14 protein-coding genes are annotated in these 16465 nt (G+C 39.5%); 13 read left to right on the forward strand and 1 reads right to left on the reverse strand.

Going from position 1 to position 16465, the window contains the following annotated elements; genetic code table 11:
* Positions 1-268: 268 nt before the first annotated feature.
* The 11 genes from groL (at position 269) to KHB02_RS01710 (ending at position 13014) form a co-directional block, all read left to right on the forward strand.
* Positions 269-1891 carry a chaperonin GroEL gene (gene groL / locus KHB02_RS01660; protein WP_213145339.1) on the forward strand — a complete coding sequence of 541 codons (1623 nt, stop codon included), beginning with the start codon at positions 269-271 and terminating at the stop codon, positions 1889-1891.
* 246 nt (positions 1892-2137) lie between these two features.
* Positions 2138-2593, forward strand: a complete 456-nt coding sequence (locus tag KHB02_RS01665; RefSeq protein WP_213145340.1) for a tripartite tricarboxylate transporter TctB family protein — start codon at positions 2138-2140, stop codon at positions 2591-2593.
* A gap of 15 nt (positions 2594-2608) precedes the next feature.
* Complete coding sequence (locus tag KHB02_RS01670; protein ID WP_213145341.1) at positions 2609-4135, forward strand: tripartite tricarboxylate transporter permease; 1527 nt, start codon at positions 2609-2611, stop codon at positions 4133-4135.
* 90 nt (positions 4136-4225) lie between these two features.
* On the forward strand, positions 4226-5245 hold the full coding sequence (locus KHB02_RS01675; protein WP_213145342.1) for a Bug family tripartite tricarboxylate transporter substrate binding protein: 1020 nt from the start codon (positions 4226-4228) through the stop codon (positions 5243-5245).
* A gap of 46 nt (positions 5246-5291) precedes the next feature.
* Positions 5292-6779, forward strand: a complete 1488-nt coding sequence (locus tag KHB02_RS01680; protein WP_213145343.1) for a carotenoid oxygenase family protein — start codon at positions 5292-5294, stop codon at positions 6777-6779.
* Positions 6780-7008: 229 nt separating this feature from the next.
* A complete protein-coding gene (locus tag KHB02_RS01685) occupies positions 7009-7995 on the forward strand; it encodes an NAD(P)H-quinone oxidoreductase (protein WP_213145344.1) in 987 nt (328 codons plus the stop codon).
* Positions 7996-8048: 53 nt separating this feature from the next.
* The gene (locus KHB02_RS01690) at positions 8049-8882 is read left to right on the forward strand and encodes a beta-keto acid cleavage family enzyme (protein WP_213145345.1); all 834 of its coding nucleotides are present in this window, start codon (positions 8049-8051) and stop codon (positions 8880-8882) included.
* 28 nt (positions 8883-8910) lie between these two features.
* Positions 8911-9615 carry an alpha/beta fold hydrolase gene (locus KHB02_RS01695; protein ID WP_213145346.1) on the forward strand — a complete coding sequence of 235 codons (705 nt, stop codon included), beginning with the start codon at positions 8911-8913 and terminating at the stop codon, positions 9613-9615.
* 74 nt (positions 9616-9689) lie between these two features.
* Positions 9690-11126, forward strand: a complete 1437-nt coding sequence (locus KHB02_RS01700; protein ID WP_213145347.1) for an NAD-dependent succinate-semialdehyde dehydrogenase — start codon at positions 9690-9692, stop codon at positions 11124-11126.
* A gap of 18 nt (positions 11127-11144) precedes the next feature.
* A complete protein-coding gene (locus tag KHB02_RS01705) occupies positions 11145-12080 on the forward strand; it encodes an amidohydrolase family protein (RefSeq protein ID WP_213145348.1) in 936 nt (311 codons plus the stop codon).
* A 109-nt stretch (positions 12081-12189) separates the two neighbouring features.
* Positions 12190-13014, forward strand: coding sequence for an IclR family transcriptional regulator (locus KHB02_RS01710; protein WP_213145349.1), 825 nt, complete (start codon positions 12190-12192; stop codon positions 13012-13014).
* Positions 13015-13070: 56 nt separating this feature from the next.
* On the opposite strand, the gene KHB02_RS01715 is transcribed toward KHB02_RS01710, so the two are convergent.
* Positions 13071-14084, reverse strand: coding sequence for an alpha/beta hydrolase (locus KHB02_RS01715; protein ID WP_338088253.1), 1014 nt, complete (start codon positions 14082-14084; stop codon positions 13071-13073).
* 267 nt (positions 14085-14351) lie between these two features.
* Here KHB02_RS01715 and KHB02_RS01720 point away from each other — a divergent pair, with 267 nt between their 5' ends.
* Positions 14352-15332, forward strand: a complete 981-nt coding sequence (locus tag KHB02_RS01720) for an NADPH:quinone oxidoreductase family protein (protein ID WP_213145351.1) — start codon at positions 14352-14354, stop codon at positions 15330-15332.
* A 92-nt stretch (positions 15333-15424) separates the two neighbouring features.
* On the forward strand, positions 15425-16168 hold the full coding sequence (locus tag KHB02_RS01725) for a glucose 1-dehydrogenase (protein WP_213145352.1): 744 nt from the start codon (positions 15425-15427) through the stop codon (positions 16166-16168).
* Positions 16169-16465: the final 297 nt, after the last annotated feature.

Genomic DNA, 16465 nt, shown 5'->3' on the forward strand with positions numbered 1-16465 from the left:
GGTAGTTGGGACGCAAGTCCCTGTGAGAGTAGGACGCTGCCGGGCAACAAAAAAAGACAACCTGAAAAATTCAGGTTGTCTTTTTTTAGCAATAATATTGTTTTTCTTAAATAATATACTAAAACGATAAATCTAAAATTTCAGAATTCTAATTGACAATTAACTTTGTAATAACTATATTTATTTTATATACGGAATTAAATTCCGGATATAAAAATTACTTTTTTAATAGATATAGTAAGAATATCATTAAATTTAGGGGGTAAAAATGGCTAAAGACATTAAATTTAAAGAAGAAGCCAGAAGGTTAATGCTGGAAGGTGTTAATAAGCTGGCTGATACGGTAAAGGTAACCTTGGGTCCAAAGGGAAGAAACGTGGTCATTGAACGAAGCTTTGGCTCACCGTTAATCACGAATGATGGAGTGACAATTGCCAATGAAGTAGAGTTAGAGGATCCTATAGAAAATATGGGAGCCCAGTTAGTAGCGGAAGTGGCTTCAAAGACCAATGAATTGGCTGGTGATGGAACAACAACGGCTACTGTTTTGGCCCAGGCAATGATTCAAGAAGGTATAAAAAACGTAACAGCCGGTGCGAATCCTGTCGGTATTCGAAAGGGAATGGAAAAAGGCGTAACGGCTGCTGTTGTAAAATTAAAAGAAATTTCTAAAGAAATAGATGATAGAAATTCGATTGCTCAAGTAGCGTCGATTTCTTCCGGTGATGACGAAATAGGAGAATTGATTGCTGAAGCCATGGACCGTGTCGGTCATGATGGTGTCATTACAATTCAAGAGTCAAGAGGATTTATGACAGAACTCCATTTTGTTGATGGTATGCAATTTGACCGGGGGTATACCTCTTCCTATATGGTTACAGATCATGAACAGATGACCGCTGTATTAGAAAATCCTTATATTCTTGTGACAGATTATAAAATCAAAATAATCCACGAGATTCTACCGATCCTTGAGGAAGTAGTTCGTCAAAATAGACAGCTTTTGATTATTTCGGATGATCTGGAGAGTGATGTGATTGGTGCGTTAGTTGTCAATCGCATGCGTGGTACATTCCATGCAGTTGCTGTTAAGGCACCAGGGTTTGGCGAACATCGAAAAGCTATGCTCGAAGATATTGCTCTTCTAACAGGAGCAACGTTGATCACGGAAGATATTGGCCTTGACTTGAAAACAACGAGTCTCACCCAGTTGGGGAATGCAGGCAGAGTAATAGTATCAAAAGACAATACAACGATCATCGATGGTGCTGGAGAAGCAGAATCCGTCAGAACCAGAGTACAGAGTTTACGGGTTCAGTTAAAGGAAACAGCTTATGAATTTGATAGAGAGAAGCTGCAAACTCGTATTGCAAAATTAGCTTCCGGTGTTGCAATCATTAAAGTTGGTGCCCATACAGAAACTGAACTGCAGGAGAAAAAGCTTCGCATTGAAGATGCCTTAAATGCTACAAGGGCAGCGGTTGAAGAAGGAGTCGTGCCGGGTGGAGGCACAGCGTTGATGAATGTTTATGCATCAGTAAACGAGGTCCTGAATACAGTTCGTGGTGACGAAGAAACAGGAGTGAAAATAATTCTGAGAGCTTTGGAGGAGCCTGTTAGGCAAATTGCAGAAAATGCAGGCGAAGAAGGCTCGGTAATTGTAGAACGATTAAAGCAGGAAGAGCTTGGAGTTGGCTTCAATGCGGCCGACGGCACATGGGGAAGTATGTTGGATTTGGGTATTATCGATCCTGTAAAGGTAACACGCTCCGCCCTTCAGCATGCGGCTTCCGTTGCCGGAGTGTTTTTGACGACCGAAGCCGTTATTTCTATTATTCCGGGAACAGAGAAACATGATGATTCCATGGGCGGAATGATGCACCATCATTAATAAGTCAGGAAAAGGGTGTAGGCATTGTTTGAACTGGTGAAAATCAATCAGATTCTCACCAGTTTTTTATTAGTATAATTTTTGATAAAATATTTCAAACATTCTAATAATTCGTTTGACAATCTATAAATTAAAGACTTATAATTGTCATATAAGGAAAACGTTTCCGTATATGACAATTGATGAGAGGGGATTTAATTGATTTTCAATCTATGAAAAGGAGCTAAAAAGAAAGGGGAGGTTAAATTGTCATTAAAGAAAACTTCACTATTTTTATTGATTGGTATCCTCATTTTGGGAGTTGCTTATTACAAAACTGCAAGTGGTTTTCACAATATAGGGGGCTCAGGAGCCGGTGATATTGGGCCAGGATATTACCCAAAAATATTGGCTCTTATTCTAATCGGACTAACGATAATAAGTATTTTCCAAACAATAATGGATAAAAAAAGCGAAATCATTAATTTAGGAAATATCAAAATGGTAGGGATTACTCTGCTGCTGACGTTAGTTTATATTTTCATCTGGGCGAAGTTAAATTTCTTTTATATTCCAACATTCCTGTATTTGTTTACATTGATTCATATTTATCAGCCAGAGAAAAGTTCAAAAAAAGTGCTGATAATGAATCTGATGTCTACTTCTGGTGTACTTTTAGGCATATACCTATTCTTCGATTTGCTGTTGCAAATAGATTTTTAAAAAGGAGGGGAAAAGATGGGAATCCTTGATTTTGATTTCAGTTCTTTGTTTACGCTTACAAATATGGTTGTCATTATAATTGGGACTATCGTTGGTCTTGTAATAGGAGCTTTGCCAGGTTTAGGCGCGACGATAGCGATCGTTTTTCTTCTTCCGTTTACCTACTCCATGTCACCTGTAGCAGCCGTATTATTATTGCTGTCAGCCTATCAGGCAGCTGAATACGGGGGATCTATTTCCTCTATCACCTTGGGGATACCGGGAACACCAGCTGCAGCTGCTACTTTAGAGGATGGTGTGCCTTTAGCAAGAAAAAAATCGCCTGGGAAGGCGCTGGGGTACTCATTGACAGCTTCTACAATAGGGGGAATCTTTGGTGCTTTATGTTTGATCTTTCTAACAGAGCCTATTGCCAATTTTGCACTTAAACTATCTGACCCTGAATTCGTATTGCTTGGGATTATGGGATTGATTGCCGTGGCTTCTATCAGTACTAGGGGGACAATGACAAAGAGCCTAATTTCGGTCGTTCTTGGTTTGATGGCAGGAACAATCGGAATGGATATGTTTGTTGGGAGCCCTCGGTTTACGATGGGGCAATTAGATTTAATGGAAGGTCTTGGCATTGTGGCTTTGCTAATAGGGTTGTTTGCGATTCCTGAAATATTAAGAGTTGTAAAAGATGAATTGCATATTAAATTTGCTTCCAACTCTAGTAATCTTTCTACAAAACTAGAATTGAAAGAGATAAAGAGCGTCGCAAAGCCAATCGGAATTGGTTCAGTAATAGGAACAATCGCTGGAATTTTACCAGGACTAGGTACGGTAGCGGCATCGTGGTTTTCGTATATCGGGGCAAAAAAAGTATCAAAAAGCCCTGAAACATTTGGTAAAGGGAACCCTGAGGGGATTGCTGCACCAGAATCCGCTAATAATGCTTCAGTTGGTGGCGCGCTCATTCCACTATTCGCTTTAGGTATTCCAGGTTCAGTAGGAATCGCCATCGTTATGGGGGCGTTCATTATTCATGGCATACAGCCAGGTCCCAGAATTTTTGCTAAAGATCCGACCTTAACATATGGAATTCTTTTTGGATTTCTCCTAACTACTGTTTCGATGTATATAATTGGAAGATTACTAACACCGTTATTTGCTAGGATGCTTGTTGTTCCTAACTCATTTCTCATGCCGATTGTGCTAGTCATCGCTCTCGTAGGCGGCTTCTCAGCCTCCACTAAATATTTTGATTTATGGTTTTCCCTAATCCTGGGTGTTCTCTCTTTTATCTTCATAATGGGACGATTTTCCATGGCTGCTTTTGTCATGGCATACGTATTAAGCCCGATAATTGAAAAGAGTTTGCGAAGAACCCTATTGCTCACAGAGGGCAGTTATTCCGCCTTTGTGACAAGACCAGCTTCACTAGTTTTATTGCTTATTATTATACTGATGCTGATATCACCGCTATTTTCAAAAATAAAGAACAGGCGAAAAGAGTCCAAGTTGGCTGAAGATAGCACAGCAGCTGCTGTTAAGGGATAAATACATGGCTGGTAAGGAGGTGTCCACCAAAACAAACGAAACATAGTTTTAGTTTGAAATGATTAAAAATTACAGAAAAGGGTGAGATGGATGAAAAAATCTATTCAATTGTTATTGTTCTCTCTGGTATTAATCCTAGCTTCGGCATGCTCAAACACAAAAGAGAGCGCTTCCCAAAACAACAGTAAAGGAGGTGATAAGGAAGCAAAAGTAGAATCAAAGTTTCCTGAAAAACCAATTAAAATGATTGTTCCTTTTGCCCCTGGTTCCATCAACGATAATAGCGCACGACTTTTAGCAAAACTTGCCGAAAAGCATCTTCCACATAAAGAATCCATCACCATCGAAAATGTTGAAGGGGGAGGCGGAATTATTGGAATGACACAATTAATGAACGCAAAACCAGATGGCTATACCATCGCATATGGAACTGTCTCCCATGTAAGCGTTCTGCCTCATTTTGGTGAAGCTTCCTTTACACATGACAGCTTCCAGCCAATCATGAAAAATACAGCTTCGATTCCAATGCTGGTAGTGAGAACAGATTCCAAATGGAATACATTCGAAGATTGGTTAAAATTTGCACAAGAGAACCCAGGGAAATTTTCTTATGCAACTACTGGACCAGGAAGTATTTCGAATTTAAATATGGTTGCAGTTGCCGAAAAAGTAGGAGTTAAGGTAAAGAACGTTCCATATGAAGGCGGTGCCCAAGGGATTACCGCATTACTAGGCGGCCATATTGATGGAGCTGTTGTTATGCCTAGTGATGCATTAGAACATATTAAAGCTGGTACATTAAAGCCTTTAATTGTATTTGGCACTGAAAAAACGGAATATGACGGGGCGGTATCACTTACAGATTTAAAGATGGAAGGTGGAATTGAAGCATTTTCAATGCTGTTTGCACCTAAAAAAATCTCAAAAACAGAATTATCCATATTAGATGAAGCTTTCCATAAAGCACAACAGGATCCAGAATATGTGGATTATGTAAAAAATAGCAATTCACAAATTTTGTATTTGGACCCAAGTAAGTCTCAGGCTGAAGCAACACGTACCTTTGAACTTGCTGGTGACCTGTTAAAAAAATTAGGGATTATTAAGTAATGATTTTTATCCATACATTTAAGCAAAATTTAGGGAGGTTACTATTTTGATTAAAATTGAAAATGAGGTAAAAATCACTATACGCGAAGATAATCTAAATCCATTTCTGAAAGATCATTTCGAACCAGTAGGAAAAGAATATACAGCTGACACTGATAGTTTAGAAGTAATTGGCGAAATTCCAAGAGATTTACATGGAGTTTATGTTCGTAATGGTCATAATCAGGTTCATGAACCAATGGGGGTATTTCATATTTTTGATGGAGACGGAATGCTTCATGCTCTTCATTTCGAGGATGGAAAGGCAACCTATCGAAACCGATTTGTCCGTACCACTGGATTTTTGGCAGAGCAGGCTGCCGGTAAATCGTTATGGCCGGGGATGCTCGAGCCTCATCTAGCTACTCGTCAAGGCTGGGGCAGTATGCGAACCATGAAAGATAATGCAGGAACAGATGTTATTGCTCATGCAGGAAAGCTATTAGCGACAATGTCACAATGTAGTGAGGCGAATCGCTTAGATCCTATTTCATTAGAAATGCTCGAATCCGACGGCTGGAATGCAACCATTGCACCTGCAGGTATATGCTCTCACTTTAAAGTAGATAACGATACTGGAGAGCTAATGTTCTTCAATTTTAGTGAAACGTATCCTTATATGTATTATGGTGTAGTCGATCAGAATAGCCAACTAAAACATTATGTTCCAATCGACTTGCCAGGTGTTCGTTGGCCGCATGATTTAGGGATCACAAAAAACTATTCCATCTTGCATGATTTGCCGTTCATTTTCGATCCAGAATTGTTGGCTAAAGGGGAGCGTAAAGTTACCTTCTTTACGGATATGCCTGCTCGTTTTGGTATTATCCCTAGATATGGTGATAACAGTAAAATCAAATGGTTTGAAGCAAGGCCTTGTTTCATCCTGCATTTGTCAAACTGCTATGAAAACGGCGATGAGGTAGTGATGGAAGGCTGTGTTACCTTTAATCCGCGAAAACCAGCGGTAGGGAAGCAGGGTGCAGATGCAATCGATAAGATGAAAAATCAATTTGACAAAAAGCAAACAGGTTATCGCATGTATCGCTGGCGTTTTAACCTTAAAACAGGAAAAACGAAAGAGGAATTCTTAGATGACGAAATAACAGAATTCCCAGTGGTGAGCAATGACTTTATCGGGAAGAAATACAGATATAGCTATAACTCTACTTTCGATAACTCCAAAGCATGGTGGCTGAGTGGTATCAAGAAATATGATCTTTTAGATGGCACATTTCAGCGCTACGAATACGGTGAGGGTAGAGTAGGCAGTGAGCCGCAATTAGCAAGAAGACTTAATGCTGTAGAAGAGGATGACGGATACTTAATTACGTTAATTACTGATATGAATGAAAATCGGTCAGAATGTCTCATTCTTGATGCGAAAGATTTTTCAATTGGACCAGTAGCACGTATTATTCTCCCACACCGAATTCCAATTGGCGCTCATTCTTGTTGGGTAGAAGGTGACCGTATTAAGGGAGAAAGAGTATAAATTTTTCAAACAAAAGAAGAACTTCAAATGGGGTTGTTTGAAGTTCTTCTTCCATCATCATCTTGTTGATAAATTTAGATATGAAAATAGGTATGGGAATTCACTTTTTTATGGTTTAGTGCTAAGAATGCTTCGTGCATGTAGGTGCTAAAGCATTTGGTAATTCCCATTTTAATTGCCAGCAGGAAGTATCATGTCTTAATAAGACATTGATATAAGGAGTGATGAAATGAAGGTAATTCTAATGAAGGATTTCGGTTCGGCCGATCATCTTTATATTGGCGAAGCAAAAACCCCTGCTGTAAACCCTGGAGAAGTATTGGTGAAAGTAAAAGCAACGGCGTTAAATCGTGCTGACCTGCAGCAACGGCGTGGAATGTATCCGCCAATACCAGGAGAGTCAAACATACTTGGTCTTGAAATGTCAGGAGAGGTTGTAGAACTCGGGGCTGGTGTTTCATCTCATTCAATTGGTGACCGAGTTTGTTCTTTATTACCTGGAGGCGGATATGCTCAATATGTAAGTGTACCAGAAGGTTTATTAATTAAGATTCCAGATACCATGACATTTGAACAAGCTGCTGCTTTTCCTGAAACGTTCCTAACCTCGTATCAAAGTCTTTTTTCATTGGGGCAATTAAGGAAAGGGCAAATAGTGTTAGTTCATGCAGGCGCTAGCGGTATAGGGAGCGCTGCACTTCAATTAATCAAATTGGCGGGGGCTACTGCGTTAATTACAGCAGGTAGTGATAGGAAAATTGAGTATTGTGTGCAGTTGGGGGCAAAGGCAGGCTGGAATTATAAAAAGGGACCATTTTTACCTTTTATTAATGAGTACACCAATGGTAACGGTGTTAATATCATTCTCGATTGCATTGGAGCTCCTTATTTTGCACAAAACATACAATCATTGGTTCCAGACGGAAAATTGGTTATCATTGGGTCTCTTGGTGAAAAGATTGTGAATCAACTGGATTTAGGAACACTTCTATTAAAAAGATTCCAGCTGTTACGAACTACCTTAAGGTCGCGGCCGCTTAATCGGAAAATCGAATTAACCAAGGAACTATTAGAGTTTTTAGGAGACCATTTTGCTAATGGAAGAGTGGTTCCGATAATAGATACTATTTTTGACTGGAAAGAAGTTAGAGAAGCCCACCAGTATATGGAAGCCAATAAAAACAAAGGGAAGATTGTGCTCCGTGTAACAGAGTAAAAGGATATTTTTAGATAAGACGTATTTATACAAATAAAAAGGGAGAGGTTTTTATGGAGAAATTGATTATTACAGTGGCGCCGACGGGGACGAATACTACAAAGATAGACACACCGTATGTACCTCTAACACCAAAGGAAATTGCCGACGAAGTTTATCTCGCCTGGAAAGCAGGCGCTGCCATCGCCCATCTGCATGTTCGTGAAGCAGATGGTTCACCGTCCATGGATGTTAATTTATATCGTGAAACTGTGGAACGTGTAAAAGAAAAATGTGGGGATGAACTGATCATTAGTTTAACTTCTGCGGGCAAGCATGGCCTGTCAGACGAAGAGCGGCTGGCGTTTTGTGAATTGGCGCCTGATTTTGCTTCATTAGATACTGGATCATTAAACCTAAGAAACATCGTTTTTATGAATTCCCCGCAATTTTTGCGGAATTTAGCTGCTAAAATGCAGAAATATCAAATTAAGCCTGAAATAGAAGTATTCCATCCAGGCATGATTACAAATGCAATAAAGCTTGTCGATGAAGGCTTGATTACGGGTGATTTGCATTTTCAAATTGTATTAGGAGCTGATGGCGGCATGCCGGCAACTCCAAAAAGCCTGCTGTATATGTTGGACTCTTTACCAGAAGGAGCAAGCTGGGGATGTGTAGCATTTCAAAATCAATTCGCAATGAATACACTGACCATTGGTCTCGGCGGCGATGTTCGAGTGGGTATGGAAGACCATGTTTACATACGGCCAGGAGTTCTTGCAAAATCGAATGCAGAATTTGTAGAACGGATTAAAAACGTTTCTTATGAATTTGGGCGTGATGTCGCTACACCAGTTGAAGCCCGAAAAATTATGAAGGTAGAACAAAAAGCGGCAAAGTTTTAAAACAAAACTATAAACAAGGAGTATTACTATGTCTGAATATGTAAAAAATCTTGTGTTAATCCCCGGGCTTAACAATACAAAACAAATTTGGGACGAAGTAATCGAACACTTGCCTTCATCGATTGAATGCTACCCGATTACTGTTCCGGCGATTGCTAACTTAGATCAATTAGCTGAGGAAGTATTAAAGGGTTTACCTGATCAGTTTCATCTTGCCGGATTTTCATTTGGCGGCTTCCTGGCACTGGCAATGTTAGAAAAGGCGCCTGAACGGATTACCGGCTTATCTCTTATTGGCACGAGTGCTGAAGGGGAGTCAGACGCTTCAAGGGAGCTTCGGAAAAAGTCCATTGCCCGTGCTAAGTCCGGTGAATATGAAGAAATGGTAGCAGCAGGTGTGAATCGGACATTTTATCCTAGCAATGTCGAAGATAAAAAGTTTCAAAAGATTAGAAAGCAAATGCTTACAGATTACGGGCAAGACCGCTATATAGCCCATGCAACTGCCACGATGGCAAGAGTCGACCGTCATCACTTATTGGAGAAACATGATATCCCATATTTATTTGTTGCAAGTGTCAATGATGTCGTTGTTCCTCTGGAGAAGACGAAGCAAATGACCAATTATGCAAAAAATGCCCAGTTTGCTACTGTCGATAGAAGCGGTCACTTAATACCGCTTGAGCAGCCTAAAGAGTTAGCGGAGTTAATGGAACCTTGGCTGGAAAAATAATCATTCCTGAAATTTAGAGAGCCACCATATAAAGCAGGTGGAGAATTCATGTAATATATTGGAGGATAAAATTCATGTATATAAATGGAAGTTGGGTTAAATCAGATCAAGTTTTAGAAGTAAAGAACCCTGCAACTGGTGAATTGGTAGATGTTGCATATCTGATTGGAGCAGAAGAAACAAACCAAGCTATCCAAGCCGCAAAGAATGCCTTCCCGGTATGGTCCTCTTTAACAGCAGAACAACGCAGCGATTATCTCTACCAAATTGTTGATAAATTGCAAGAAAAAAAGGAACATCTCGCTAAAATCATAACAAAGGAAATGGGGAAATCAATTCATAACGCACGGTATGAGGTTGGCAGTACGATTTCATTTTTCAAATGGTTTGCCGAAGAAGCAAGGCGGGTATACGGTGACGTATTGCCGATTTCAACAGCGAATAAACGAGCGCATGTTATTAAACAGCCAATTGGAGTAGTAGCTGCCGTTACACCTTGGAATTTCCCGCTTTCGATGGGTGCCAGGAAATTAGCTCCTGCACTCGCTGTTGGGTGTACTGTGATTGTCAAGCCATCATCAGAGGCGCCGTTATCATTGATTGAACTTTTTAAGATATTTGATGAGGTTGGACTTCCAAATGGAGTAGTGAATCTCGTACTAGGCCCTTCCGCTGAAATTGCGAAAACATTAATGGATAGCCAAGATGTACGCAAGATTTCATTTACAGGGTCCACGGAAGTAGGTAAAACATTAATCCGCCAATCAGCCGATACAATCAAGCGTGTTTCGATGGAGCTGGGAGGGCATGCTCCTTTTATTGTCTTTGAAGATGCCGATTTAGATTTGGCAGTGCAAGGAGTTATTTCAAGTAAATTTGCCTCATCCGGGCAGCAATGTGTCTGTACGAACCGCGTTTATATCCAGGAATCCATCTATGAGCAGTTCGCTGAGAAATTCCAGAAGGCTGTTAGGCAAATGAAGGTGGGGAACGGAATGGATGAATCCAATCAAATGGGGTCTTTAATTAACGCAAATGCCATTAATAGTATTCATGGCCAAGTAAATGATGCCCTAGAAAAAGGTGCTCGGGTACTTTGTGGAGGTGTCAGATTAACAACTGAGGAATATGCAAATGGCTATTTCTATGCACCAACCGTATTAGCTGACGTAACAGAAGAGATGGTCATTACAAGGGAGGAAACATTTGGTCCCGTGGCCCCGCTCATTCGCTTTCAAACAGAGGCAGAAGTAATAGAGAAAGCTAATAACACGAATTATGGCCTTGCATCCTATTTCTATACGAATGATTTGTCACGGATGTATCGCGTTTCTGAGAAATTGCAATATGGAATGGTTGGTGTGAACGATCCAGCACCATTCTCCATGCAAGCACCGTTTGGTGGGGTAAAGGAAAGCGGCTACGGCAGGGAAAGCGGCAAATATGGTTTGGAAGATTATCTGGAAACAAAATCAATTTCCATTATGATTAAGCAATCACCTGTTGGCTAAATGGGGAAACATGAGATCATGAAGGATGTTCACTCGCATTTTATTCCAAAAGAAGCTCTATTGTGGCTTGAGCAGCATCAGCATCTTGTTTCTGTAAGACGGGAACAGCTAACAGACGATCGGCCAGATGTCCTTATCATTAATGATACTTGGCCGTTCTCATTATCTGAAGCCTTCATTGATGAAAACCAGCATGCAGCTGCGCAAAGAAAAGCTCAAATTGACCATACATTAGTGTCACCTCTACCACAATTGTTTTTATATAATACTGACCCTGCTATTACGTCTGAATTTGCCGCAGTATACAACCAAGGGCTGATTGATATGATGAAAAGAAGCAACACTAGATACTCTGGCTTATCAACAGTTCCCCTAAATGATCCAATTAAAGCAGCATCAGAATTAAAGTCTACAATGAAAAAAGGGTTGTTAGGATCGATTATTGGCACCGGCATAGACGGTACTTTATTAACTGATGAACGGTATATTCCATTTTGGGAAGAGGCTAATCGTCAAAAAGCGATTATTTTTATTCATCCGCTTCTTAGTCAGGACAAAAGGATGAATAAAGGAAAGATGTCGACCTTAATGGGGGTTCTATGGGAGACAACAGTATGTGCTGCAGATTTATTACTACAAGGCTATTTAGACGTTTATCCAAACGTAAGGATTCTCTTGGCGCATGGCGGGGGCTTTCTCCCTTACCAGATTGGGAGAATGTCGAAGGGATACCAGCAGTGGGAATCTGTTTCAAAAAATTTAAGCGCATCTCCGGGGGACTATTTGAGAAAGTTTTGGTTTGACTCCGTACTTTGGAATGATGATGCGCTTTCCTTCTTAGTCAAATTGGCAGGTGAGGATCGAGTTGTGCCTGGATCTGACTTTCCGTTTGAGCTAAAAGATTTCCCCCCAATCAATAAGAATCTATCAGGATGGGATTCTTTAATATCATAAATACATGGAATACCCCTTCAAAATAAATGGCAGTTTTTTTTTACAGTATTTTGAGGGGGAATGTGAATTTCATATTTGAAATTGTTGTTTAATTATGGTGTAATTATGAATGGACATTCATTTAGGGAAGGTGGAAGGTTTGACAGGAATGGGTCAAAAACAGAGTTTAGTGCCTGCATTGGACTCATCTATTAAAATCTTAGAATTACTTGCAAAACAGGAATTTCATTCAGCTACACTCACTGAAATCGCGAATGCACTATCAATCAATTTTAGCACTTGTTTGAGGATCCTAAGAACGTTAGAAGAAAAAAACTATGTAGTATTGGAAAGCAGCTCGAAAACTTATTCATTAGGACCACCTCTAATTGCTTTAGGCAATCGCGCAAAGGAGATTAATAACTATATAGAAGTTGCCAGTATGTATTTAAAGGACCTTGTGAAAACGGGTTTAACTTTTGTATTAGTAAAAAGACTACGTGAAACACATCTGATGTATGTTGCAAAAGAAGAACCCCCGTTGAAAGTTCGGTTAACTGTTTCTACAGGTGATTCCTTTCCTATTACAGCAGGGGCGCTTGGAAAATGTTTTTTTGCATTTTTGCCGGAAAAGGATTCCAATGATGTCGTCACAAAGCTATTAATTGATCACCAGCTTCCTCAATATACGTCAAACTCAATTACGGCCATTGAAGATTTGAAAAAGCAAGTACCGAAAATCCGTGAAGAAGGTATTGCGGAAAGTCACGAGGAATACTCGCTTGGCATTTCAGCTTATGCTTGTCCAATATTTGATAGTCAAGGCAATATCATTTTGGGACTTGGCTCATATATGCCTAAATCGTTAATTGAGCATATCCACGAGGAAGAACTGAAAGCGATTATGAAATCGAAAGCACAGGAAATTACGCAAGCAATTAGTTCTTTAGTATAATATTTTTTCTCCTGAAAAATCCTCCCTTTATTTTAATAGGAGGATTTTTTTTATGATTATTTCATTGCTGGAATGGTAGAAGAAAAATCTTTCTTCAAGTGCTGCGTAAACCATTTAAGAGCCTCGTTACTGTATATATCAAATTTCTCGATGTAAGGTGTAAAATGGTGACCGTCAATAATCACTAATTTTTTCGGCTCACGAGCTTCCTCATAAGCAGCAAGTGTCAAATCGGTAGGTGTGACAATATCATCTGCAGCAACAAGAATGAGTAAAGGAGTAGGAGATATCATGGAAAAATATTTCCCAGGCTCGTATGAACGTGAAAGATCGATGGAACGGATTGTCACTTCATTTCTCCAATTGGGTGAACGTTTACCAGCCTTTAAATACCACTTTACAGCTTCTTCATTTTGATAAATCCCTTGTTCGTCAGTAGTTTCAGCAACAATCTTTTTATAAGCAGGCTTTCCACCAAGCATTCGATTTTCTCGATCATCATAGAAAGTATTTAACAATGTTGGCACCTCATCAGGCTGCACTCTTCTAAGTGCCGCTTGTGAACCGCTAACCGTAGGAACCTGCGCAACAACACAGCTGATTCTTTTGTCCATAGCGGCAACTTGTAAAACATGACCTCCGCTGTAGCTCGTTCCCCAGATCCCGATTCGTGAACGATCAATTTCCTTCAATGTACAGATAAAGGTAATGGCATGCTGAAAATCAAGTACCTGCTCATAGGGATTGATTTCCTGCCTTGGAAACCCATCGCTATCCCCAAAATTCCTGTGATCATAAACAAGAACGGCAAAACCGTTATTGGCAAAATGCTCAGCAAAAGCATCTAGGTACATTTCCTTTAGCGATCCATATCCATGCGACATAATGATAGCAGGAAAATTCTCTTCACTAGTATTAGGGGTGTAAAGCCAGCCCCTTAACATGGCACCTTCTGCATTAAATTCAATATTAATTCTATTAAATAATGATGGACTTTTCATTAGTAAGGCCTCCCTATAATTGTAGTTAATATGTCCGATTTTTCTAAAAATTGTATATAAATAATTTATACTTCATTTTATTATATTTGTAAATTGTTTTTATATATAAAAAATTTATAGTATGACTTTTTTTTAGAACGATTAATTTCCGTGTTCAAGCAAACTATTTTATTAATCAGAAAATATAGAATATAATAATTATATGGATTGTCCTTTTTATTAAAATACTGACTGGTTAGTATTTTAATAAAGTACAGTCTAGACATCTTCAGAAAATAAACTAATTTTCAGCAATTTTATTTTGAAAAAATTATATTTTTTTAGGAGGAAGTAGAAATGAGAAGTTGGATTGTAAATGAATTAGGGGATCCGAAAGATGTGTTAAACCTGGAGGAAAAATCTGTACCTGCCCTTGAAGAAGGAAAAGTGTTAATTCAAGTGGAGGCATCCTCTCTTAACTTTTTCGATATATTGCTCTGCCAAGGGAAGTATCAGGAAAAGCCGCCTACCCCGTTCACGCCGGGTGCTGAGATTTCGGGGATTATCAGGGAAGTGGGGGAAGGAAGCCGGTTTAAGGTAGGACAGCGAGTTATAGCTACACCTCCACTGCCAAACGGGGGATTATCTGAATGGGTCAGTGTACCTGAGAATTCTGTTTATGTCATTTCCGAGAAGATGTCTCCTAGCGAGGCTGCATCAATGTTTATTACATACCAAACTTCTTATTATGCTTTATACCATCGTGCTAATCTTCAAAAAGGGGAAGTTCTTTTAGTACATGCCGGTGCCGGCGGTGTGGGATCGGCTGCCATCCAGCTCGGTAAGGCAAGAGGGGCGAAAATCATCGCCACTGCTGGTGGACCGGAAAAGGTTCAATTATGTAAAGAACTTGGCGCAGATATTGCCATCGATTATTTGACCGAAGATTTTGTTGATGTTGTGAAAAAAGAAACTAGCGGGCGCGGTGCAGACGTCATCTATGATCCGGTTGGCGGTGATGTTTTTGACCGTTCCAGAAAATGTATTGCTTTTGATGGACGTCTCTTGGTCATTGGATTTGCTGGCGGACGCATTCCGGAAGCCCCTGCGAATCATGCCTTAATTAAAAATTATTCAATCGTCGGAGTGCATTGGGGCTTATTCCGCCGATTGTATCCGGAGAAGGCGGTCGAAATTCATGAGGATTTAATGAAACTCTATGACCAAGGCTTAATCAAGCCTCTCATTTACCGTGAATTTGATTTTACGGATGTTCCTTCCGCATTGGAAGTTCTCGGTGACCGTCAAACTTATGGGAAATTGGTTGCACTGCCATAATGAAATAGTTAAGACAAGAAGCTTTAGATAGATTTTACCCGATGATAATAGCAGGAAGTGTGCCTAAATAAAATGGAAAAAGGGTGAAAAATATGCGTTTAAAAGATAAGGTAGCTATTATAACAGGAGGCGGCGGAGGGATTGGCAGAGCTACAGCAATTCGCTTTGCACAAGAAGGAGCCCGGTTGGTCATTGCCGATTATAGTGAAAAAACGGGAGCAGAAACCGTTCAGCTAGTCAATGAAATTGGCGGCGAAGCTAAGTTTATTCAAACTGATATGACCAAACCCGAAGATGTACAGATTATGGTTCAAGAAACCATAGATACTTATGGCAAATTAGATATTTTATTTAATAATGCTGGTGTAAAAAGTGGCGAGAGTAAGATTCCAGATGTTTCGTTTGAAGAATGGCAGCGGGTGTTTGATGTAAATACAAATGGAGTTTTCTTAGGCTTAAAATATGCTATTCCTCAGATGTCTTCAGGCGGTTCTATCATCAATACAGCAAGTATCGCCGGCATCAAAGGCCAAAAGTTGGTCGCAGCTTATTCTGCATCAAAAAGCAGTGTAATGGCCCTTACGAAAACAGCGGCAACTGAGTTTGGGAAAAAGAAAATTCGTGTGAATGCAATCGCTCCAGGAATCATTGATACAAATATGGTTGAGGATTGGAAGAAAACAAAAAAATGGCCTGTGTTATCTACAGCAAATGCACTGAACCGAATTGGTTATCCTGAGGAGATTGCTAACTTAGTTTTATTCCTTGCTTCAGATGAAGCATCCTTCATTACCGGCGAAACGATCGTAATTGATGGTGGTACATTGAACTTGTAATTTGTGTGGAACTTAGATTGATTTTTGATAAAATATTTTGCGCTAGTAAACTTCCATTTTGGATTTTTACTAGCGCTTTTTTAAACTCTTTTTCAAAAAATCACCTTTGCAAAGTTCAAATGGAGACTATAAATATTTTCAGAATAATAAAGATGGAAAATATATCAAGAAAGTTAAATGCATGAATAATTATCAATTGAACGTTATAAAAATAAGTTTTAGAAAATTCCTATAACTATATTGACATAAAATGGACAAACATTTATATTAGTAGAATATTATTCAAGCTAAGGAACT

Source organism: Neobacillus citreus, from assembly GCF_018343545.2.
Lineage (GTDB): Bacteria > Bacillota > Bacilli > Bacillales > Cytobacillaceae > Neobacillus > Neobacillus citreus.